General features: G+C 39.4%; 19 protein-coding genes and 1 tRNA gene. 15 read left to right on the top strand and 5 right to left on the bottom strand.

Annotation, left to right across the window (positions count from 1 at the left end):
* Positions 1-2: 2 nt before the first annotated feature.
* Positions 3-176, bottom strand: coding sequence for a hypothetical protein (locus tag BET01_RS21555; protein WP_158585020.1), 174 nt, complete (start codon positions 174-176; stop codon positions 3-5).
* A gap of 2,439 nt (positions 177-2,615) precedes the next feature.
* Positions 2,616-2,687: transfer RNA gene (locus tag BET01_RS09600), tRNA-Arg, on the bottom strand.
* Between the two features lie 112 nt (positions 2,688-2,799).
* Between BET01_RS09600 and BET01_RS09595 the strand changes: the two genes are divergently transcribed.
* The 10 genes from BET01_RS09595 (at position 2,800) to argH (ending at position 14,526) form a co-directional block, all read left to right on the top strand.
* Positions 2,800-3,618 (top strand): hypothetical protein, encoded by an 819-nt coding sequence (locus BET01_RS09595; RefSeq protein ID WP_120196585.1) that lies wholly within the window; start codon positions 2,800-2,802, stop codon positions 3,616-3,618.
* Between the two features lie 71 nt (positions 3,619-3,689).
* Positions 3,690-4,730: a tRNA preQ1(34) S-adenosylmethionine ribosyltransferase-isomerase QueA gene (gene queA / locus BET01_RS09590; RefSeq protein WP_120196584.1), complete on the top strand. Its 1,041-nt coding sequence runs from the start codon at positions 3,690-3,692 to the stop codon at positions 4,728-4,730.
* A gap of 159 nt (positions 4,731-4,889) precedes the next feature.
* The gene (locus tag BET01_RS09585; RefSeq protein ID WP_120196583.1) at positions 4,890-5,549 is read left to right on the top strand and encodes a redox-sensing transcriptional repressor Rex; all 660 of its coding nucleotides are present in this window, start codon (positions 4,890-4,892) and stop codon (positions 5,547-5,549) included.
* A 19-nt stretch (positions 5,550-5,568) separates the two neighbouring features.
* Positions 5,569-6,495 carry a LysR family transcriptional regulator gene (locus BET01_RS09580; RefSeq protein ID WP_120196582.1) on the top strand — a complete coding sequence of 309 codons (927 nt, stop codon included), beginning with the start codon at positions 5,569-5,571 and terminating at the stop codon, positions 6,493-6,495.
* Between the two features lie 114 nt (positions 6,496-6,609).
* Complete coding sequence (locus BET01_RS09575) at positions 6,610-7,800, top strand: iron-containing alcohol dehydrogenase (RefSeq protein WP_120196581.1); 1,191 nt, start codon at positions 6,610-6,612, stop codon at positions 7,798-7,800.
* Between the two features lie 142 nt (positions 7,801-7,942).
* Positions 7,943-8,740 carry a sirohydrochlorin cobaltochelatase gene (locus BET01_RS09570; RefSeq protein ID WP_120196580.1) on the top strand — a complete coding sequence of 266 codons (798 nt, stop codon included), beginning with the start codon at positions 7,943-7,945 and terminating at the stop codon, positions 8,738-8,740.
* 32 nt (positions 8,741-8,772) lie between these two features.
* Entirely contained in the window at positions 8,773-9,738 is a 966-nt protein-coding gene (locus tag BET01_RS09565) for an FAD:protein FMN transferase (protein ID WP_408610161.1), read from the top strand.
* Positions 9,739-9,805: 67 nt separating this feature from the next.
* Positions 9,806-10,231: a GtrA family protein gene (locus BET01_RS09560; protein ID WP_120196578.1), complete on the top strand. Its 426-nt coding sequence runs from the start codon at positions 9,806-9,808 to the stop codon at positions 10,229-10,231.
* 15 nt (positions 10,232-10,246) lie between these two features.
* The gene (locus tag BET01_RS09555; RefSeq protein WP_120196577.1) at positions 10,247-13,129 is read left to right on the top strand and encodes a YfhO family protein; all 2,883 of its coding nucleotides are present in this window, start codon (positions 10,247-10,249) and stop codon (positions 13,127-13,129) included.
* A 23-nt stretch (positions 13,130-13,152) separates the two neighbouring features.
* Positions 13,153-14,526 (top strand): argininosuccinate lyase, encoded by a 1,374-nt coding sequence (argH, locus tag BET01_RS09550; RefSeq protein WP_120196576.1) that lies wholly within the window; start codon positions 13,153-13,155, stop codon positions 14,524-14,526.
* 89 nt (positions 14,527-14,615) lie between these two features.
* Here argH and sdaAA read toward each other — a convergent pair whose 3' ends face one another.
* Genes sdaAA through BET01_RS09535 form a run of 3 tightly spaced genes read right to left on the bottom strand, consistent with a single transcriptional unit; the run spans position 14,616 to position 17,031 of the window.
* Positions 14,616-15,494, bottom strand: a complete 879-nt coding sequence (gene sdaAA, locus BET01_RS09545; RefSeq protein ID WP_120196575.1) for an L-serine ammonia-lyase, iron-sulfur-dependent, subunit alpha — start codon at positions 15,492-15,494, stop codon at positions 14,616-14,618.
* 50 nt (positions 15,495-15,544) lie between these two features.
* Entirely contained in the window at positions 15,545-16,204 is a 660-nt protein-coding gene (sdaAB, locus tag BET01_RS09540) for an L-serine ammonia-lyase, iron-sulfur-dependent subunit beta (RefSeq protein WP_120196574.1), read from the bottom strand.
* Between the two features lie 29 nt (positions 16,205-16,233).
* Positions 16,234-17,031, bottom strand: coding sequence for a histidinol-phosphatase HisJ family protein (locus BET01_RS09535; protein WP_120196573.1), 798 nt, complete (start codon positions 17,029-17,031; stop codon positions 16,234-16,236).
* Between the two features lie 422 nt (positions 17,032-17,453).
* Here BET01_RS09535 and gap point away from each other — a divergent pair, with 422 nt between their 5' ends.
* The 5 genes from gap (at position 17,454) to BET01_RS09510 (ending at position 23,667) form a co-directional block, all read left to right on the top strand.
* The gene (gene gap, locus BET01_RS09530; RefSeq protein WP_120196572.1) at positions 17,454-18,485 is read left to right on the top strand and encodes a type I glyceraldehyde-3-phosphate dehydrogenase; all 1,032 of its coding nucleotides are present in this window, start codon (positions 17,454-17,456) and stop codon (positions 18,483-18,485) included.
* A 93-nt stretch (positions 18,486-18,578) separates the two neighbouring features.
* Positions 18,579-19,790, top strand: a complete 1,212-nt coding sequence (locus BET01_RS09525; RefSeq protein ID WP_120196571.1) for a phosphoglycerate kinase — start codon at positions 18,579-18,581, stop codon at positions 19,788-19,790.
* Between the two features lie 65 nt (positions 19,791-19,855).
* Positions 19,856-20,608, top strand: coding sequence for a triose-phosphate isomerase (gene tpiA, locus BET01_RS09520; RefSeq protein WP_120196570.1), 753 nt, complete (start codon positions 19,856-19,858; stop codon positions 20,606-20,608).
* A gap of 125 nt (positions 20,609-20,733) precedes the next feature.
* Positions 20,734-22,272 (top strand): 2,3-bisphosphoglycerate-independent phosphoglycerate mutase, encoded by a 1,539-nt coding sequence (gene gpmI, locus BET01_RS09515; RefSeq protein ID WP_120196569.1) that lies wholly within the window; start codon positions 20,734-20,736, stop codon positions 22,270-22,272.
* A 150-nt stretch (positions 22,273-22,422) separates the two neighbouring features.
* Positions 22,423-23,667 carry a hypothetical protein gene (locus tag BET01_RS09510; RefSeq protein ID WP_120196568.1) on the top strand — a complete coding sequence of 415 codons (1,245 nt, stop codon included), beginning with the start codon at positions 22,423-22,425 and terminating at the stop codon, positions 23,665-23,667.
* Position 23,668: the final 1 nt, after the last annotated feature.

Below are 23,668 nucleotides of genomic sequence, written 5' to 3'. Positions count from 1 at the left end.
TTTTATGTGTGCAGATTTTTGCTCTTTGACTGAAGCTTTCGTTCGGTCAGAGTATATTGAGGTACTTTGCGCTTTTTTGACTGATGCGTGCAGAAATCACTAACGCTGATTTCGCCTGCATACATTTTGTGAAATTCTTCCCTGGTGGGAATTTTTGTTTCTCTGTTAAACTCCATGATAGTGTTTGATTCTCCTTTCCATCTGATCTGATGTCTGTGTCTTAAGGGTGTCGAAATGGAACTTACCCTAAATACATAAATTGGCATGGGAGGCAGAAATGGAAAAGAAATTTGTGGAATGGGAGAGGATAGCAAAATATAATACAGTTAATATTTTCTTGTGATGTCATACTAACATGATGTAGACAATTTGTCAACAATACAATTGAATTAAGTAAAATGGTATCTGATGTAGTAGTAGAACTGTTTTGAAATAATATGGTTCTTGGGTGATTTACAGAGTAAGAAGGTAATTTACTGTATGTTAGTAGGGAGTGGGATCAATCAACAGAAAGACAAGGATTAGGGGGATGGATTTTGCGTAGAAAATATCTAAATTAAGATAACTAGGTGAACTAAGTCAATTAAGCTAGCTGAACCGATAAATCTAGCCTATTTTCTAATGAGTATAATAAGATTAGAATTGTATCTGAAAAATAATGATACAACACTTGACGAAAACAGGTTAGGGTGATATGATACACAAAGAACATATGTTCGAATAGAGGCGCGGAGATGTGAAAAGAATTTGTGGATGTTCTGCTAAAAAGCAGGATGAACAGTAGCAAACTGTTAATATTATTTCTTGTCGAATAGGAGTAGGCTATAATGCCTATTAGACTATTAGTTGAACTTGTATTTTAAAATAGGGCTTCTACGTGAACCTGGTAAATAAAAATTACAAGTATAGAAAGTCATTGTAAAAATAATTTTTTAATTGAAAAAGCCAGAATCATTAAGTTGGGAGACTTGATTCTGACTTTACAATACCATATAGTTTGGATATAACTGGCTATAAAAAAAAGAGGGATACAAATCTAAAGAAACAGGCACAATAAAAGTGTAAGACTCAAGTTCGAGATAAAACACTACACTAACTCATCCTTTATTAATATTTTTAGTAGGGTTAATGCTTAGACAGAAGAACTGGAAAAGAATGATTATTCGAGCAGGTAGTCAGGCACAAGGAAGTAGAATACTTCATAACTTAGGTATAGACGCCTGTGACGGATCATCTTACTCATGCTTTACATGAACAGCGGCATTATCAGTGTCAACCGAGCTGCTGCGGTAAAGTTTATTTATAATTTTATATAGAGCAAATTTTTATAATCACCCCGGGTGTTTTCATAAATAATATAGGTTATATATGAATCTTACTATGAATCATAATAAAACATTTTTATGGATGCACCACGGCTATTTTGTTTATAGCCGTGGTGATTAAAGGAATTTAAGTTGAATCCTGACAAAAAAGGGAAGAGTGTTCAAAAGTTACATTTAGATAATTTATGATTTAAAATCAGAAACATTATTATTATTATTTTACTATTGAAATTAATTTCTTACTTAATCTTCTGAAGTCTCTTAATTATTTTCCTAATTATAAAACCACAATTAAAATAAGTTTTATATTTTTAATTTGACACTATTTTTTTTTCTCCAACAATAGTATTTTACAAATACTATTACAATCCTAAGCTATATGTATATAGTAGATAAGAGGGACTTTTTATCAGTCTTGTTTTTATTGGATTAATATATTAAAAATTGATATCTGAATTATTTTAACATTTTTTTTAGATATTTACTCTTTTATAACGTCTTATCTGCTTGAAGGAAATAAGTGCTTCATATGCATTCTTATATTTCGGACCAAAAAATAAGTAGTTTTTTTCGTAAAAAAAGGCATAAAACGAGGACAGGTTTAAATATACTGTAGCGTTAGAAGTTTTGTAGGTATTGTGAATCTAAGTTAGCCAGAGATATTTAAATGCAATTGAGATAAAGAGGTGAAAGTATATTTTTTCTGCTTAAATATTAATTATGGAGTAAGAATCAAGATGAAATGTCAAAAATTACGGAACCATAACAATACATGCATATAATAATTATTATATATTATACATAAGTTATGAAGGTGCGCACTATTTAGAAATATTGCTTTATATAAGATATCTTAATAATAAAAAGTATGTTGTAGGGATTAAATAAAGTCATTTGCTATATTAGAGGTAATTATAATATTAGGAGTTTTTTCTACCTATTAAAAAAATGAAAAAGAGTATAGTCGTAAGAGATAATATTAATCATGCGAATTATTTATATAGAAATACAATTTTAATGTTGAATGAATCAAGACTAAATCTTTTTTGTGTGTGATATTTTATTTGATAATTATTGGGGAGTTTTAATAAGATAAAAAAGTATGTTTAAGATTGAATCATAATATTCTTAGATAAGAAGTTTAAAACTTCATAGAAGAAGCAATTGAAGAAAAAAATATAAAAACAAATAAGTATGTAATCTCTAATATAAAATGATTAACATGAAAAAATATACTCATATTTATTATAAAAAATAAAATTCAGAGATTTGTTTTTGACATACAAAAAGTGCATCTGATAGGAATCGAACCTACGCACACGGCTCCGGAGGCCATTGCTCTATCCACTGAGCTACAGATGCATCTTATACATTCTACTATAAGATGTTTTAAAGCGCAAGAGTATTTGTTGATTTTTATCGTTTTTTTTGTTAAAATGGAAAGGAGATTCTTTCTCCAGGAGGTCAAGCCGATATGAAGCACTTATTGGAAAAATGGAAAAATGGTACCAAGGACGGATTGAAACGTTATTGGAAATTTCTTACCATTCCATTGGTAGTAATAATACTTATGATCGTGGTAGTTATAATGGATAAGCCTGGTCAAAAGGAAAAGGATTTAACAGAAAAAGCAGGGAATTCTTCCGTAGGTAAAGAGGAAAATGGATCAAAAGAAGTGCCAAAAGCTGAGATCACTTTAAAGAAGGACGCGGTACCGGAGATCAAGGAATTAATGGAAGCATATTTTAAAGCCAGAAAAACCTGTGATAAAGAAGCGCTTTCTACTGTGTATGGAGGAAGTTGCCCGACAGAAGGACTGGAAAAACAGAATGCTAGACTGGAAGAAGAAGTTAAGTTCTATCAAAGCTATGAGAATCTGGTCTGCTATACAACTTCAGGTGTGGAAGAAGGGGATTACCTTGTTTACACTAGGTTCGATGTAAAATTCCGCCAGGCGGAATCTCTGGCTCCAAGTCTTATTGTTTGTTATGCGAAAAAAAACGCTGACGGAACCTATTATCTGGTTGCAGATACGGATAAAAAACAGTCTGAACTGATGGAAGAAGCCAATCGTTCTGATGAGGTTCAAAAACTGGCAAAGGAAGTAAATGAAAGTCTTGATAAGGCTTTAAAGTCTGATGAGAATCTTTTGGCTGTTTATCATACCTTGATGAACCAGAAAGATGAAACCGAAGAAAGCTCTCAGGCAGAGTCAGAAACCGGGAAAGATTCAACTGGTCAGGAGTCGGAAAGTGCCAAGGAGTCTTCTAGCCAGACAAGTCAGACAAATTAATAGGTAAGAACAGATGCTTCTCTGCGTGGCACCGTGCAGAGGGGCATTTTTATCAAAGGAGATAATAAATCATGAACGTAAAGGATTTTGATTTTGATTTACCCCAGGAACTGATTGCTCAGGATCCACTTTTAGATCGTTCTTCATCTAGGCTTTTGGTATTGGACAAGCAAACAGGAGAGATTAAACATAAACACTTTAGAGACATTCTTTCCTATTTAAAAGAGGGAGACTGTCTTGTTATAAATGACACTAAGGTAATTCCAGCCAGACTATTTGGAGTGAAAGAAGGAACGGAAGCTAAAATAGAGATCCTTCTATTAAAGAGAAGAGAGAATGATATCTGGGAGACTCTTGTAAAGCCAGGTAAAAAAGCGAAGGAAGGAACTGTGATTTCCTTTGGAGATGGATTATTAAAAGGAACTGTAATCGATGTAGTAGAAGAGGGAAATCGACTAATACAGTTTTCTTATGACGGAATCTTTGAAGAAATATTAGATCAGTTGGGCCAGATGCCGTTGCCTCCTTATATCACTCATCAGCTTCAAGATAAAAACCGCTATCAGACCGTGTATGCAAAGCATGAGGGATCAGCCGCTGCACCAACAGCAGGGCTTCATTTTACAAAAGAATTATTGGAAGAGATCGAGAAAAAGGGAATAACCATTGCACGAGTGACCCTTCATGTTGGTCTTGGAACGTTTCGACCAGTTAAAGTGGATGAGATCGAAAGCCATCACATGCATTCAGAATTCTATGTTGTTGAGGAAGCAGAAGCCAAAAAGGTAAACGATGCCAAAAAGAATGGGGGCAGAATCATCTGCGTAGGTACAACCAGTTGCCGCACCGTTGAGTCTGCTTCCACGGAAGAAGGTATCTTAAAAGCAGGAAGTGGCTGGACGGAGATTTTCATTTATCCAGGTTATCGCTTTAAGACTCTGGACTGTCTGATTACCAACTTTCATCTACCAGAATCCACTCTAGTCATGTTGGTTTCCGCTTTGGCAGGAAGAGAACATGTACTGCATGCTTATCACGAAGCAATCAAGGAGCGCTATCGTTTCTTTAGTTTTGGAGATGCCATGTTCCTTGCCGATCTGCAAGAAAATTAAGAGGAGGGAGACCTTTAAATGAAGACTTCCTGGGATTTGAGGTAATATCTCCGCTCCATTGATAGAGAGGTTAATCTAGCTGTTCCCAGAAGACAGGAAGTATTTGCGGCATTTAACCGGTGCAGGAGCCTGCGGTTTTAGAAGGGGGAGTATTTGCTTATGGAAGAAAAAAGACACATGGTGGGAGGAATCTCCAGAAAGACACTGGAACGCCTCCCAGTTTATCATCATTACCTGGAGCAAAAGGGTAAGGAAAAGGCAGAAACTATATCAGCTCCCTCTATGGCAGCCGACTTAAAGCTTAATGAAGTTCAAGTCCGTAAAGACCTTGCCATGGTGACAAAGACTGGCGGCAAACCGAAAATGGGGTACCTGATCAGGGAATTAATTCGAGATATTGAAGAATTTTTGGGATTTCATAACACTAACCAGGCCGTTTTGGTAGGGGCAGGGTCATTAGGAAAAGCACTTTTAACCTACAAAGGTTTTGAGCAGTATGGGGTGGAAATTGTCATGGCTTTTGATTCCGATGGAAGAAAGGTGAATACCAAAATCGGAGGAAAGCTAATCTTTCCATTTGTAAAGCTTGAAAACCTCTGTCAGAGAATGAATATTCATATCGGAATTATCACGGTTCCGGCGTATGCAGCTCAGGAAGCATGTGACCATCTGGTGGCAGCAGGCGTGAAGGCGATCTGGAATTTTGCTCCCATTCATTTATCAGTCCCGGATCATGTACTGGTACAGAATGAAAATATGGCAGTTTCCCTATCTGCCTTGTCCAAGTATCTTTACGAAGCCGAAAAGGAAGGCAGGTAAATACAAAGGAGGAAGATGATTGAACACTGTATTATTGCAATATGCGGTAGAGGTTGAAAAGACAGGCTCCATCACACAGGCAGCAGCCAACCTTTTTATGGATCAACCAAATCTAAGCAAATCCATCAAAAGTCTGGAAGAGAGTCTTGGTGCACCTATATTTAAGCGGACTCCTAAGGGAGTGGTTCCCACGGAGAGAGGGAGGGTATTCCTTGAATATGCCAGGAATGTACTGGTTCAGATAGAGGAAATGGAGCATTTATATAAGCCGGACCAGATCAATGGAATGAGATTTTCTCTTTCCATGCCAAGGGCAAGTTATATCAGTCTTGCCTGCACTAAATTTATCCAAACCATTGACCCGGAGGAATCCATGGCTGTCTGGCTAAGGGAGACCAATACAGCGGAAACTTTGCGGGATGTGGAGACTGGGGAATATAGTCTGGGAATCATCAGGTATCAATCTACTTCAGAGGCTTATTATAGACAAACCACAGTGGCAAAAGGTCTAATTATGGAACCGCTGTTTGATTTTCCCTTAAGGCTACTTTTCTCTTCTCGTCATCCACTAGCTCAAAAGAAGGAAATCGATTCAAAAGATTTGATGCCCTATATTGAAATTGTCCATGGAGACGGTGTGACCAGCCGTAAGGAGAATTCTGAAAAGGAAACAGGTCGTACAAACTCAGCTAAGAAGATTTACGTGTTTGAGCGAGGAAGTCAGTTTGACCTATTGTGTGAAAATCATGATGCCTATATGTGGGTATCTCCAATGCCTGGCAAGATGCTAAAAAGGTATCATTTAATGGAACGGGAATGTAATGGAGATGACCGGATTTTTCGGGATTCCTTGGTATATAGAAAGGGATATTCTTTAACCCCCTGGGAGAAGGAATTCATAAAAGAACTAGAATCCTCTGAGCATATGCACGCCTCGGAATGTTAAATATATATCAATATTTATATACTGATATATACCTTTTTACCTTTGTATTTCCTGTCGAATTATAATACAATATTGTTATAGCAAAAACTGGGAATTCATAAGGAGGGTTATAACATGGCTAGATTTACATTACCGAGAGACTTGTATCACGGAAAAGGTGCCTTAGAAGAACTTAAGAATTTAAAGGGGAATAAGGCAATCGTGGTAGTTGGCGGCGGTTCGATGAAACGATTTGGATTTCTTGACAGAGTAGAGGCTTACTTAAAGGAAGCTGGAATTGAAGTAAAGTTATTTGAAGGGGTAGAACCTGATCCAAGCGTAGAGACAGTATTAAGAGGCGCAGAGGTTATGCGTGAATTTGAACCGGACTGGATCGTTGCAATCGGCGGCGGCTCTCCAATTGATGCAGCTAAGGCAATGTGGGCATTTTATGAGTATCCAGATGTCTCATTTGATGATTTGTGTATTCCATTTAATTTTCCATCCTTAAGAACTAAGGCTAAATTCTGTGCGATTCCTTCTACTTCCGGTACAGCAACCGAAGTAACGGCGTTCAGTGTTATTACAGATTATCACAAGGGTATCAAATATCCGCTAGCAGACTTTAACATCACACCAGATGTAGCGATCGTTGATCCTGATCTTGCTGAGACGATGCCTCAGCAGTTGACTGCATACACTGGTATGGATGCTTTGACTCATGCAGCAGAGGCTTATGTATCTACGCTTCACTGTGACTATACCGATCCTCTTGCGCTTCATGCGATCAAGATGATACATAATGATTTAGCAAAATCCTATGGTGGTGATTTGGAAGCTCGTGCTCGTATGCATAATGCACAGTGCCTAGCAGGTATGGCATTCTCCAACGCTTTATTAGGTATCGTTCATTCTATGGCTCATAAGACAGGAGCTGCATATTCAGGCGGACATATTGTACATGGTTGTGCAAATGCAATGTATCTTCCTAAGGTAATCAAATTCAATGCAAAAGATTCCGAGGCAGCAAAACGTTATGGTGAGATTGCCAGTTTCATCGGTTTAAAGGGTGATACGGACGAAGAACTGGTAGATGCATTGATCACTGAAATCCGTTCCATGAATGAAGGACTTAGTATTCCTACTTGTATTAAGGAATATGAAGGTGGAATCATTGACGAAGCAGAGTTCAATGATAAATTAGCGACAGTAGCTGAGTTAGCAGTAGGTGATGCATGCACCGGCTCCAACCCAAGACAGATTACACCGGCTGAGATGGAGAAACTGTTGATTTGTTGTTACTATGATACAGAGGTAGATTTCTAATAATCTCCTAAAATGAATGCAATGTGAGTCGTAGGCGCAAAACCGTTTGGTTTTGCGCCTATGGTGCGTGAAAAGCAGTTTGACAGTAAAATTCATCTGTGATATGGTAATCAGGAAAAAGATATACATATAGGAGAATAAGATGAAAAAAGCGGTTTTAGTAGTTAGTTTTGGTACAACCTATCATGATAGCAGAAGAAAAACAATTGAGTCCATTGAACAGGCAATCAAAGATGAATTAAAAGGCTTTGAAATGCGCAGAGCATTTACCAGTCGGATTATTATTGGGATTCTTAAAAATAGAGATGGAATAGAAATAGATGGCGTTTCTGAAGCGCTGGAAAAGTTATATAAGGAAGGATATACTCATGTATTAGTCCAACCCACCCTGGTAATGGGGGGAGAGGAAAATGACCGCATGTTTTCTGCTGTGGAGGAGTATAAAGATCAATTTAAAACGATTATCTGTGGAAAACCTCTGTTATCAACAGAGAAAGATTATGAAAGACTCACCACGATTCTTACAGACGATACCAGAGAATACGATGAGGCAGGAACGGAAATCATATTTATGGGTCATGGAACGGAACATGTAGCCAACGAAGCGTATGAACGACTGGCAGGTGTTTTTTCTAGAAGAGAATTTGACCGATACCATATTGGTACAGTAGAAGCAGAACCTACCTTTCAGGATATTATGGAACAAGTAAAAAAGACGGATTCCACACGCATTGTGCTTCAGCCCCTTATGATTGTATGTGGCGACCACGCCCACAACGACATGGCAGGAGAAGAAGACGATTCCTGGAAGACACAGTTAGAAGAAGAAGGGTATCAAGTAATCTGTCGTTTAAAAGGTATGGGAGAATTAAGTGGTGTTTGCCAGATCTTAGTTGACCATGCAATGGAAGCAAAGGGTGAGATGGAGGAAGTGGAATGATAAAAGGGAAAATGCTCCTTTTTATAGCAGTGATGGCGGCTTTGGTACTTTCCGGATGCAATCGAAAGATAGAACCTATTTCTAAATCTGGGTTTCTGTTAAATACCTATGTTACAGTGACAATCTACGATAAAGATGATCCTAAAATATTAGAGGGTTGTCTGGAATTATGCCGCTCTTATGAAAACATCTTAAGCAAGACCTTAGAAGGCAGTGAGGTTTATAAGTTAAATCACAGACCATCGAATCAGCAGACAATGACAGTATCGGATGATTTAAAGAATCTTATTACCAGGGCAGAGTATCTCTCTAAACTGTCAAATGGCGGATTTGACATCACAATTGAACCTTTATCTTCCTTATGGAACTTTACATCTCAAAATCCTGTCATTCCTTCGGAAGAAGAAATTAAAAAGGATGTAAAAAAGGTGGATTACAGGAATTTAAAGCTGGAAGAAAACAGTCTTACCTTTTTATCTCCGGATACCACTCTTGATTTTGGTGCCATTGCCAAAGGGTATATTGCAGATCGGCTAAAGGATTATCTTTTGGAACAGGGGGTAAAAAGTGCAATTATTAATTTAGGTGGTAATGTGCTTTGTGTCGGAGAAAAGCCAGATGGGACACCATTTAAAGTCGGTCTTCAAAAGCCCTTCGCAGATCGGAATGAGACCATAGAGACGCTTAATATAAAGGATATGTCTGTGGTTTCCTCTGGTGTATATGAACGCCATTTTATCAAGGATGGAGTTAATTATCATCACCTTTTGGATCCTAAGACAGGTTACCCCTTTCATAATGGACTTGTATCCGTCACTATCATAACTAAAATCTCCGGTGATGCAGATGGTCTTACAACGGCATGTTTTTCCCAGGGACTTGAGGGAGGACTTAAATTAATCAATTCCTTAGATGGTGTTTATGGGATATTTATCACCGATGATTATGAGGTTTACTACTCAGATGGAGCCAAAGAGTTTCTGGAAGTCAAGCCTTAGATACCCTTTACATTTTTTCTTCCTTATAATACAATAGAGGAAATGTAAATTTACAGGAGAAAAAGAAATGTTAAAAAAAATATGGCGTAAGCTCATGAGCCGTGAAGTCATTTCTTATTTGATATTTGGAGTTTTGACAACCCTCGTGAACTGGGTATTCTATGGTTCGATGGTAAAGACCGGCATAGATTATCGCATCGCAACAGCAGCAGCCTGGGTAGTATCGGTTCTGTTTGCCTATGTAGTCAATAAAATTTTTGTTTTTCAAAGCTATAACATGCATTTGGGCTACTTGATAAAGGAAGTGATATCCTTTACCGCATGCAGAGTAGTGTCAGGCGTGATGGAATTGGTTCTAATGGTGATTATGGTTTCCTGGCTCAATATGGGTGAGTATGTAAGTAAAGTACTGGTGTCCGTAGTCGTAGTGGTAGCAAACTATGTATTCAGCAAACTTTTCATATTCCGAAAAAGTGAGGAAAAACCCCTGTAAAGAGAGGTAAATGAAATGGAGCATGATGACGAAATTGAGAAGATATCAAAAGAACTAGAGGATATGCTAAAGATAACATCAGACGAAAATAAAGATACAGCAGGGGAAACAGGTTTGAAAGAGAACGATATTAACGCGATGAAACAAAAGATAGAACCGGATTTTATGGAACCTCCAAAGATCCATTTAATCGTTCCTGTGGAAGGGATGGAGGAGCTCTATGATGGTGAAGAAGAGCTTCCTGATATGGAAGAACCTGAGATGACTTTAGATGATTTATACGAAGAAGAGGACATTGAAGAAGATATTATAATAGAAGAAACGCCAAAGGAAGATGAAGCCGTTTTTCCAGAACGAAGAGGCCGTTTCTTAAAAAAACGATCTGCATTCCATGAAAAAGGGGCGAAAGGAGCTTCCTTAGTGCGGCCTGCTGATGGATTGTTAGCAGCTTTTTTTGTGCCTATGGTTATTATGGTTATTATATTTGCCCAGAGAGGAATTTTTCCATTTGGAGAAGAAAGCTTTTTACGGACGGATATGTATCACCAGTATGCACCGTTTTTTTCTGAGTTTCAGTACAAGCTAACCCATGGGGGAAGCCTTTTATATAGCTGGAATATTGGAATGGGAGTGAATTTCGCTGCCCTTTATTCTTATTACTTGGCAAGCCCTTTAAACTGGCTGTTGATTTTCTGTCCCAAAGATTCCGTCATTGAGTTTATGACCTATATGATCGTGTTTAAAATCGGTCTATCTGGATTAAGCTTTTCTTGGTATTTGAGAAAACATTTTAAAACCAATGATTTTGGAATTGCATTCTTTGGTATCTTCTATGCCCTGTCTGGTTATATGGCGGCTTATAGCTGGAATATCATGTGGCTGGATTGCATTCTGTTGTTCCCATTGATCATGCTGGGACTTGAGAGACTGGTAAAAGAAAGAAGATGCTTTCTATATTGTATAACACTAGGGTTATCTATTATATCGAATTATTACATATCGATTATGATATGTATTTTTATGGTCTTTTATTTTGTAGTTCTTCTTATCTTAGAGGGAAAACGCCCATGGAAGAACATCTTTATAAATACAGGTCATTTTGCCCTGTTTTCGCTTTTGGCTGGAGGTCTTTCTGCGGTTGTCCTGCTGCCAGAGATATATGCGCTTCAGATGACTGCTTCCAGTGATTTGAATTTTCCTCAGACCATAAGTTCTTATTTCTCCATATTTGATATGATCGCCAGACATCTGCCAGCGGTAGAAACGGAGATTGGACTGGATCATTGGCCTAATATATACTGCGGAGTTGCGGTTTTAATGTTTTTCCTGTTATATCTGGTCAGCTCAAAGATTGGTAAAAAAGAAAAGATTGTTATGTGTTCCTTGATTCTCTTTTTCTATGCAAGCTTTTCCTTTAATATTTTGAATTTTATATGGCATGGCTTTCATTATCCAAACAGCCTTCCATGCAGACAATCCTTTATTTATATTTTCATTATGCTGATGGTGTGCTACCATGCATATATCCATCTTTATGAGACCAAGTGGAAACACGTAGTGATGGCATTTTTTGCTTCTGTAATCTTTGTATTATTGGCTCAGAAATTGATAACTGACGATGCTTATCACTTTTCTATCTTTTATGTGGCTCTTTTATTCCTTGGGGCTTATGCGGGGCTAATTAACCTCTATCAAAAGGGAATTAATAAAAATGTATTGGTTTTGGTTGCACTTGGAGTTGTGGCTTTAGAAGCCGCGGTAAATACAACTGTAACCAGTGTGACGACTACCAGCCGGACCAGTTATGTAAAAGATAACGAGTCAGCAACTAAATTGACTTCCAGTCTGATGCCAAACGACTCCTTTTACCGGGTAGAAAAGGTGAACCGTAAGACCAAGAATGATGGGGCATGGCTCAACTTTCCAACGGTATCCCTGTTTTCCTCCACAGCCAATGCGGACCTTTCTAAGTTCTTTAAAAAGCTTGGATGTGAAAGTTCTACCAATGCTTATAGCATTACAGGAAGTACACCTCTAGTGGATGCTCTTTTTGCAGTGAAATATGCTCTTTACCAAGATGAAACAGAGGCTAGTGACACGATCTCGACTCCAGTTTCTAACGAAGAAGATATGTACCTGCGACAGAATACCTATGCCATGTCTTTGGGATTTATGGTACCTTATGACGTGGAGAATAACTGGCAGTTGAATCTTACCAATCCAGCAGAAGTACAAAATGATCTTTCCGTAGTGCTAGGTGCCAGTCCGGTACTGACCGAAGTGCCCAGCGAGATTAAGGGAACCAGTTTTTCCTTTACGGCTCAGGACGAGGGAGATTATTACGTCTATGTGAGCAATAAGAAAGTGGAAAAGGTAAATGCATTTATCGGTGAAAGGTCAAAAAGCTTTGATAACGTAAGCCGGGGATATTTACTGGAGCTTGGAACTGCTAAGGCAGGTGATAAGGTCACCATTAACAACGAAGACAATGAGCAAGATCTGATTGCAGTTGCCTATCGTTTTAACCCAGACGGACTTAAGTCTGTTTCTGATATCTTAAGTAAAAATTCCTTAAAGCTTACCAAATGGTCGGATACCCAGATTAAGGGTACTGTGGATGCCAATCGAGCAGGTCTTTTGTTCCTAAGCATTCCATATGACAAAGGCTGGACCATCTATGTAGACGGTAAGAAAGTGGAATCTTATAAAGTATTTGATACCTTTTTAAGTGTGCACATGACGGAAGGTGCGCATGAGATTAAACTAGAATACATGCCTCAAGGTCTAAAACTTGGCGGAGGCATTACATTAGGAAGTATCCTGATTCTTCTTGTAATTGCAGGCATCTCCTTAGGAAGAAAGAAAAAACAACCGATGCGGGTACATTCGATTAACTAACAGCGAAAAGAGGAGATTTGATTATGAAATTATGGGGCGGACGCTTCACAAAAGAAACCAACCAGCTGGTACACAACTTTAACGCATCCATATCCTTTGACCAGAAATTCTATCATCAGGATATTGAAGGCAGCATGGCTCACGTGAAAATGCTTGCAAAGCAGGGAATCCTTACAGAAGAAGACAAGGATGCCATTGTAAACGGACTTTTGGGAATACGGGAAGACCTTGAAAATGGAATTCTTGAAATTACAGCAGAGCATGAAGATATTCATTCTTTTGTTGAGGCTGTTTTGACAGAACGGATTGGAGAAGCTGGAAAGCGCCTTCATACTGGACGCAGCCGAAATGATCAGGTAGCCCTTGATATGAAGCTTTATACAAGAGACGAGATCGATGAATTATCTGGTCTGGTAAAAGGACTTTTAACAGAACTTATAAAGGTAATGGAGGAGCATATCGATACTTATATGCCTGGATTTACCCATTTGCAGAAGGCTCAGCCAATTACGCTTGCCCACCATATCGGCGCTTACTTTGAGATGTTTGACAGAGATTTCTCCCGTCTATCTGATATCAGAAACAGGATGAACTACTGTCCTTTAGGCTCTGGTGCGCTTGCTGGAACGACCTATCCCTTAGACCGAGAATACACGGCAACGCTTCTTGGTTTTGCAGGTCCTACCTTAAATAGTATGGATTCTGTAGCTGACAGAGACTATCTCATTGAACTCTTAAGTGCTTTGTCTACCATTGCCATGCATTTAAGCAGATTTTGTGAGGAGATTATCATCTGGAACACCAATGAATACCGGTTCGTAGAGATTGATGATTCCTACAGCACGGGCAGTAGTATTATGCCTCAGAAGAAGAATCCAGACATTGCTGAGCTGATTCGCGGTAAGGCAGGAAGGGTGTATGGAGCGCTTGTTTCCATGCTCACTACCATGAAGGGAATTCCTCTTGCTTATAATAAGGATATGCAGGAAGATAAGGAACTTACTTTTGATGCCATTGATACGGTAAAAGGCTGTCTGGCTCTCTTTACAGGCATGATTTCTTCCATGTCCTTCCGTAAGGATGTGATGGAGGCAAGTGCAAAGAATGGCTTTACCAATGCTACTGATGCAGCAGATTATTTGGTAAATCACGGTGTCGCTTTTAGAGACGCTCATGGAGTCGTTGGGCAATTGGTTCTGTTCTGTATTGAAAAGGGAATTGCACTTGATGATATGACTCTAGAAGAATATAAGGCAATCAGTCCGGTATTTGAACAGGATATTTTTGAAGCCATCAGCTTAAAAACCTGTGTAGAAAAAAGAATGACCATTGGTGCGCCAGGACAAGAGGCCATGAAGAAGGTAATAGAGATTTACAAAAAGAAATTGGAACAGTAATAGAATAAATAAACAATAAAGCCTGCTGGCTTAGGAGCATCTAAAAGCTCCTGATTCCAGCAGGCTTTTCTATCTGTACATGTATCTGACTATCCGAAGATTTTTTTGCAGAGTCTGCATCCTGTAGGCGTGGCCGCGAGACCCCCTTCTGCAGTTTCCCTAAGGGAAGGAGACATCTGATCCCCCACCTTCTTCATAGCTACGATAACTTCATCTGCGGGGATAACACTTTTAATACCAGCCAGAGCTAACTCGGAAGCGGTAAAGGCGTTGGCAACTCCCATGGCATTTCGCTTGATACAGGGGACTTCTACTAGACCGGCAACTGGGTCACAGACCAGTCCCATGGTGTTTTTTAAAGCGATGGCACAGCTATCAGATATCATTTCTGGAGTACCGTCAAATATTTCAGTAAGAGCTGCAGCTGCCATGGCAGATGCAGAGCCTACCTCCGCTTGACAACCTCCCTCGGCTCCAGCGATGCTTGCGACCTTAGCAATGACCATGCCGATGGCAGAGGCCGTAAACAGTGACATGACGATCTCTTTTTTTGGAAGATTGTATTCTTCTAAAACAGAAATCAGCGCAGCAGGAATGACACCGCAAGAACCTGCCGTTGGTGCAGCCACAATCTGTCCCATACAGGAGTTATATTCGGTAACCGCGAGAGCCATGCTGATGGCATTGCCTAGAAGATGGCCATAATGGTTGCGACCTTCATCCACTGCTTGCTTTAACTTTGCGGCTGCGCCACCGGATAAACCGCTGGGGGAGCGAAGATCTTTCTCCATTCCATTTTCCACAGACTGCCTCATAACATCAAAGCTTCTTTCCATGGTCGCATAGACTGCTTCCTCAGTAAGTTCCATATCTTCCGCCTGTTCCGTAAGAACGATTTGTGATATCTTTTGATTGGAAGAGAGAGCGGCGTTTACCAGTTCTTCCACAGAATTATATTTAAGTTTCATGAGTTTCTCCTAGATGACTGTTTTCCTATGGATGCTGATATAGATAGGGATCAGTTTAATTTTAATAAGATGGTATTATATACAAAAGGAATGGCCTTAATCTGGCTGATAAAAGATGCATCAAAATCAGAATCCATTTCAAGGGTCATGATAGCCAGACCTCCTTTTTCTTCTCTGTTTAAGCGGAAGTTGCAGATGTTTGCATTTCCTGCTGCCACCAGACCTGTAACATGGGCAATGATTCCAGGTACATCCTGGTGCATAACGATCAAAGTGGTCTTTTGCCCTGTGAAATAAACTTCCATGTCGTTTACTTTGGTGATGACGATGTTACCGCCCCCAATGGAAGCACCTTGTACGGAAATGGTCTTTCCCTTTTGGGAGGTCAACGTAATAAGGGCTGAATTCGGATGAGCATTTTCAATGGTTCCGGTTCGAAAGATAATTTCAATGCCCATTTCCTTTGCAGTCTCAATGCTAGTTCTAATACCAGGATCCCAAGGGTCTAATTTCAAGATGCCACCAACAATGGCTTTATCTGTGCCGTGTCCCCGATATGTTTTTGCAAAGGAGCCATGAAAGAGGATGTCTGCTTTTGCAACAGGGGCACCCAAAAGCATAGCGGCAGTTTTCCCAATTCTGGAAGCCCCAGCAGTATGTGAGCTGGAAGGACCTATCATAACAGGGCCTACGATGTCAAATACATTCATAATTTTCTCCAATTCTGTATTTCTTATGTTTATAAAGGCTTAAATTCTGGCCTTCGTTCTTTAAATTCCGTATAATAGTCAAATCCAACCAAACGTAACAGTTCTTTTGCTTTTATAAAGTCTGCACCAAGATCCTTCGAGACGTGGGCATCAGAACCAATGGTGATGATTTCTCCGCCTAGTTCCTTATAACGTTTTAAAACTTCCTGACCTGGATTAGACTGATGAATTCCTTTTCGGAACCCGGCCGTATTGCACTCAATTCCTTTGCCTTTTTCAATGATGGCTTTTAGAATTTCATCTATAATATCCTGGTATGTGTGGTAATTATAGAAATCTGCTTTGTTTGGACCATATCGGACGATATAATCCAAATGACCAGCAACATCATAAGTGCTTACGTTCTTTACATTATCTAGTGTGACCTGGAAATAGTGAAGATATGCTTCTTCCTCCGTTCTGCCTTGGAAAAATTCAGAATATGCGGCATCCTTGCCATCAACAAAATGCGTGGAACCGATCACAAAATCCAAAGGATAGGCTGACTCCAGGTCTTTAAAATATTCTTCCAGATGAGTTTGAAGTCCAAGTTCAATTCCTATGCGAAGATCTAGTCTGTTCTTATATTCTTCTCTTAACCCAATCATGGTTTCAAAATACCGGTCTAAATTCAAATTAAAATCAATGGGAGAATCCACATCAAAGTCATGGTGATCTGTGACACAAAGGGATTTCATTCCAAGTAGGATGGCCTGGTCTAACTGCTCCCTCACCGGTGTATCGGAGTCTCCTGAAAAAATGGTATGAAAATGATAATCTGGCAGCATGAAGGTCTCCTTTCAAAAGTAAGTTCATTATAATCAATTAAGATGAGAAAATCAACGCATAGAATCCGGGGTTCTACCAAAATTAATACAAAAGTTTACAAATAACGCAAAAAGCATTGGAATTGATAATTAAATAAAGAAACGTAAAAAATATATGTTTTTAAAATAATATGTATAATTTAGATAAGCATATTTATAATAGAATAAGATACGTATAATGAAAGAATTTACCCTTTATTTATCCTAATAAATTGTCTTTTTACAGAGGTCTTGCAGGACCTAACAGACATCGTAAATACGATTCTGGGAAAAGATAAAAATAAAAAAAGGACTTGCTATTTATTGGGTTATTAGGTAGAATAAAAGGTAGTTGATTAATATTTAACAATCACATCAATTTTATTCTTAGGAGGAATTGAATTATGGCAGTAAAAGTAGCAATTAATGGTTTCGGACGTATTGGTCGTCTTGCTTTCAGACAGATGTTTGGAGCAGAAGGCTATGAAGTAGTAGCAATTAACGATTTAACAGATCCAAAGATGTTAGCTCATTTATTAAAATATGATACTGCACAGGGCGGATACGCTGGATACTACGGCGAGAACGTTCACACGGTTGAAGCTTCTGAAGATTCTATCACTGTTGATGGAAAGAACATTAAAATTTACGCTGAGAAAGATGCTGCAAACCTTCCTTGGGGTAAAGTAGGTGTAGATGTAGTTTTAGAGTGTACTGGTTTCTACTGCTCAAAAGCTCAGTCACAGGCTCATATCGATGCAGGCGCTAAGAAAGTAGTTATCTCTGCTCCAGCAGGCGACGATCTTCCAACTGTAGTTTTCAGTGTTAATGAGAATGTATTAACTGCAGATGACAAAATCATCTCCGCAGCTTCTTGTACCACAAACTGCTTAGCACCTATGGCTAAGGCTCTTAATGATTTAGCACCAATCCAGTCTGGTATCATGAGCACCATTCATGCATACACTGGCGATCAGATGATCCTTGACGGACCTCACAGAAAAGGTGATTTAAGAAGAGCTAGAGCAGGCGCTGCTAATATCGTACCTAACTCTACTGGTGCAGCAAAAGCAATCGGTTTAGTTATTCCTGCATTAAACGGCAAGTTAATCGGTTCCGCTCAGCGAGTTCCAGTTCCAACAGGCTCAACTACTATCTTAGTAGCAGTTGTTAAGGGCACTGATGTAACAAAGAACAGCATCAATGCAGCTATGAAGGCAGCAGCAAGCGAGTCCTTCGGCTACAACGAAGATGAGATTGTATCTTCTGATGTTATCGGTACAAGATATGGTTCCCTGTTTGATGCAACTCAGACAATGGTATCAAAGATTGGCGATGATTTATATCAGGTACAGGTTGTTTCTTGGTATGATAACGAAAATTCATATACAAGCCAGATGGTTCGTACAATTAAGTACTTTGCTGAATTAGGCTAATGATCCAAGAAGGGTCCGGTCGTTGAGGACCGGGCCCTTTTTATTTTTTATTAATTATATTGTATACACATATTGGAAAGGAGCATTATTAGCATGCTTAGTAAAAAGACAGTAGACGATTTATCTGGATTACAGGGAAAGAAAGTTTTAGTTCGTTGCGATTTTAATGTACCATTAAAAGATGGAGTGATTCAGAACTTTAACCGTATTGACGGAGCAATTCCTACCATTAAAAAATTATTAGATTTAGGCGCAAGAGTCATTCTTTGTTCCCATTTAGGAAAACCAAAGGGTGAGCCTCTTCCTGAATTGTCTTTAGAGCCAGTGGCACCTGCATTAAGCGAGAGACTTGGTGTTACTGTTAAATTTGTAAATGATCCACAGGTAACAGGAGCTGAGACACAGAAGGTTGCTTCTGAATTAAAAGATGGCGAAGTTCTTTTACTTCAGAATACCCGTTACAGAGTTGAGGAGACAAAATACGGCAAGGACGAGAGTGCAGAAGTCTATGCAAAAGAGCTTGCTGCTTTAAGCGATGGCATTTTCGTAAATGACGCCTTTGGTACCGCTCACAGAGCTCACTGCTCCAATGTAGGCGTTACAAAGTATACAACTGTTAACGTGGTTGGATACTTAATGGAAAAAGAAATCAAATTCTTAGGTGAAACAGTTGAGAATCCAGTACGTCCTTTCGTTGCAATTCTTGGTGGAGCTAAGGTTTCTGATAAGATCAATGTAATCAATAACCTTCTTGATAAGGTTGATACTTTAATCATCGGTGGCGGCATGGCTTATACCTTTGAAAAAGCTCAGGGCAGAGAAATTGGTAATTCTTTATGTGAAGAAGATAAGCTTGATTATGCATTAGAGATGATTGAGAAAGCGAAAGAAAAAGGCGTTAAACTTCTTCTTCCAGTTGATAATGTAGAAGGAAAAGAATTCTCCAACGATACAGAAAGAAAAGTTGTTGAATCAATCGATGTAGGTTGGTCAGGTTTTGATATCGGACCTAAGACAATCGAGATTTTTAAGGAAGCATTATCAGACGCAAAGACCGTTGTATGGAACGGACCAATGGGGGTTTTTGAATTCTCTAATTTTGCAGAAGGAACCTTAGAAGTATGTCGTTCCGTTGCAGCTCTTACTGATGCAACTACCGTTATTGGCGGTGGTGATTCAGTCAATGCAGTGAAGAGACTTGGATTTGCTGACAAGATGACTCATATCTCTACAGGTGGCGGTGCTTCCTTAGAGTTCCTAGAAGGAAAAGAACTTCCAGGCGTTGCAGCAGCTGACAATAAATAAGAACAAATACCGGCCCGGGCGGTGAGCGTCCGGGCTTTGAGTGTAGATAAAGGAAGGGTAATCGTATGTCAAGAAAAAAAATCATAGCAGGAAACTGGAAGATGAATATGACGCCAACCGAGGCGGTTGAGCTTGTAAATACATTAAAGCCTTTAGTAGCAAATGATGAGGTAGATGTTATTTTCTGTGTACCAGCAATTGATATTATTCCGGCCATGGAAGCTGCTAAGGGGTCCAATATCAATATTGGTGCAGAAAACATGTATTATGAGGATAAGGGCGCTTATACCGGTGAGACTTCTCCAGCCATGTTAAAGGATGCAGGAGTAAAATACGTGGTAATCGGCCATTCTGAGCGTAGAGAATATTTTGCTGAATCAGATGAAGATGTGAATAAGAAGGTATTAAAGGCTTTTGAATACGGCATTACACCAATCGTATGCTGTGGAGAGTCCTTAACTCAGAGAGAACAGGGCATTACACTTGACTGGATCCGTCAGCAGATTAAGATTGCATTCTTAAATGTTACGGCCGATCAGGCAAAAGAATCTGTCATCGCTTATGAACCAATCTGGGCCATTGGCACAGGTAAGGTAGCAACCACAGAACAGGCACAGGAAGTATGCAGTGCAATCCGTGTTTGCATCGGTGAGATTTATGATCAAGCAACTGCTGCTGCAATCCGTATTCAGTACGGCGGATCTGTATCTGCAGCAAGTGCACCAGAACTGTTTGCTCAGCCAGACATTGATGGTGGTTTAGTAGGAGGAGCTTCCTTAAAGCCAGAGTTTGGTTCCATTGTTAATTATAACAAATAAAGAATGCTGCCGACTCCTTATCATGTAACCATGAGTCGGCAGTTTTTATCTTGATACACGTTTCGGTTACCTACAACAATTTTTCATTCCGATTAATATAGCATAATGAAAAGGAGAAACTAGTTATGAGCAAAAAGCCAGTTGTATTAATGATACTTGATGGTTATGGATTAAATGATAATTGTGACCACAATGCTGTCTGCGAAGCAAGAACACCCATTATGGACCAGTTGATGAGCCAGTGTCCTTATGTAAAAGGAAATGCCAGCGGTCTTTCCGTAGGACTTCCTGAAGGACAGATGGGAAATTCAGAAGTAGGACATTTAAATATGGGCGCAGGACGCGTGGTATATCAGGAGTTGACTAGAATAACCAAATCCATAGGAGATGGAGATTTCTTTGAAGTACCTGCATTTTTACAGGCAGTTGAAAACTGCAAAAAGAATCACTCAGCTCTTCATATGTGGGGATTGGTTTCAGATGGCGGCGTTCATAGCCATATTACCCATATTTATGGTTTACTTGAGTTAGCAAAGAGAAGCGGACTTGAGAAAGTTTATGTACACTGTTTCTTAGATGGACGTGATACTCCTCCTGCTTCTGGAAAAGGTTTTGTAGAAGCTCTAGAAGCGAAGATGAAGGAGTTGGGCGTTGGAAAAGTGGCATCTGTGGCAGGTCGTTATTACGCCATGGACCGTGATAACAGATGGGACCGTGTGGAACGTGCCTACAATGCTCTGACAAAGGGAGAAGGAAATCATGCAGAATCAGCAGTAGCTGGGATTCAGGCCTCTTATGATAAGGGCGTCAATGATGAGTTTGTGGAGCCTCTAGTCGTAACAGAAGGAGGAAAGCCGGTAGCTGTGGTATCAGACCATGATTCGGTAATTTTCTTTAATTTCCGTCCTGACCGAGCAAGAGAGATGACAAGAGCTTTCTGTGATGATGAATTTAAGGGATTTGAGAGAGAGAAGCGTCTTGATCTTACCTTTGTTTGCTTCACCAATTACGATGAGACCATTAACAATAAACTGGTAGCATTTAAGAAAGACTCCATTACAAATACCTTTGGTGAATTTCTTGCAAATAATAACATGACTCAGGCAAGAATTGCTGAGACAGAGAAATATGCTCATGTAACCTTCTTCTTTAATGGTGGCGTGGAAGAACCTAATGTAGGTGAAGATCGGCTTCTGGTACCTTCTCCAAAGGTTGCAACCTATGATTTACAGCCAGAGATGAGCGCTTCCATTGTAAGTGAGAAGCTTACCGGAGCCATTCGATCAGGTAAATACGATGTAATTATCGTAAATTTCGCTAACCCAGATATGGTTGGTCATACAGGAATTGAGGCTGCTGCCATTAAGGCAATTGAAACCGTTGATGCTTGTGTGGGAGAAACCGTTGATGCCATTAAGGAAACTGGCGGCGTATTATTTATCTGTGCGGACCATGGAAATGCAGAGCAGTTAATGGATTATGTAACAGGAGAACCATTTACGGCTCATACGACTAATCCAGTTCCATTCATCTTGGTGAATGCAGACCCTTCCTATAAGCTAAGAGAAGGCGGAAGCCTTGCAGATATTGCTCCTACTCTTATTGAGCTTTTGGGTATGAAGCAACCAGTGGAAATGACAGGAAAATCATTGCTTGTTAAATAATTTATATGTAAAAAGAGGGCCTTCCAGGGAAAATCTGGACGGCCCTCCTTTCACTGTCCGGAAATTTATATTTGTCCAAATTAGTTTTGGGCTTCCATTTCTAACGGAAATACGATAGAATAGATAAAGATATGTTAGGAAGGGTTTCAGATGAGTATTCGTATCAGATTTTCTTTGGAGCCAAAGAAAAAAATATTTTCTGGAGTAGTCTGGAATCTCCAGAATGCCGAGCGAATGACGAAAAGTCTGGTAAAGGAAATGGGGTACCATTGTTACAGGATTGAAGGCTTTTTGCTGGTACAGCTCTGCCCGGAAGGTTATATCTGGTTTCAATGGAATAAGAATAAGCTACAGGGGGAAAGCCAAACCAATATAGCAGGACCAGGTTTTCATGTTGCGGTTATTGAATTCCTGGAGCGCCTTGCAGAGATAGAAAAGCTTAAGCTAAAAGTAGAGGACCGGACGGGTTTTTATGTGAAAAGAGATTTTCTGGCTATGCGGCAGAAATATTTCTATCAGTGGTTTTCAGATCTTGTGGATCTTGTATCTAAATGGAATCAAAGTGAGGAATATATGTTTTGCTGGCCTGCCATCTATTACATACCAATGCGGCAGGAAGAAAAGCTGATTACTCATATCCGTGCATTTTCATTTAAGGAACTAAAGGGAATGACGAATTCTGGTATGAGCGTGGCGTTTGCCAGAGACTTTTTTGTGTGGAACGAGGTGGAAAAAGATGCCTGGTTCTATCGAAACAGCGCCCTCGTATTGTTAAACCAGTTTTGCTATTTCATGCCATCAGAGCGAAGTCGTCAAGATAAAAACATTAATAAAGAAATCATTGACCTATTAGAGACAGCGATTTCTATGGATGATAAGATTCCATTTCCCAGGAAGGAATATCTAGAGGTATGCAACCTTCACAATCATAAACCAGTTGATCTTTTAGCGACCGTGCTCTTATCTGAGGATTGCATTGGTTGCAGAAAACACCTGGTATACAGAAAGATTGGAAGCATGAGCTTTGGAATACCGGGAAACTTCTTATATGATGAAGCAGATTATGGGATCATGGATCACTATTACGATGGCGACTTGTATGGGGGACATGATTATTACATTTATGCTGCTCTCTTTAAGGGACGAGAAGCAGAATTTAAAAAGCAGTGGTTTGAGCAGGGGATTGTGGAAGAAATCATGGAATTTCCTGTGGGAGATGCCAAGGCACGTGTTGCTTTTTATGAACCAGAGAGTAAAATAAATGAGGTTCTTTATGGGGTATCAGCCCAAGTGATTTACAAAGAACAGCGCATGAATATAAACATTATAAGCAGAGGGCCCGGAGAAAAGGACTGGGCTTTGGACCTAATTAAAAGCATAAGAATTACAGAGTAGA

The sequence above is a fragment of the Lacrimispora algidixylanolytica genome (assembly GCF_003609635.1).
Lineage (GTDB): Bacteria > Bacillota > Clostridia > Lachnospirales > Lachnospiraceae > Lacrimispora > Lacrimispora algidixylanolytica.
Note: the sequence above shows the minus strand (reverse complement) of the source record. Positions and strands in the feature narration are given on the sequence as shown.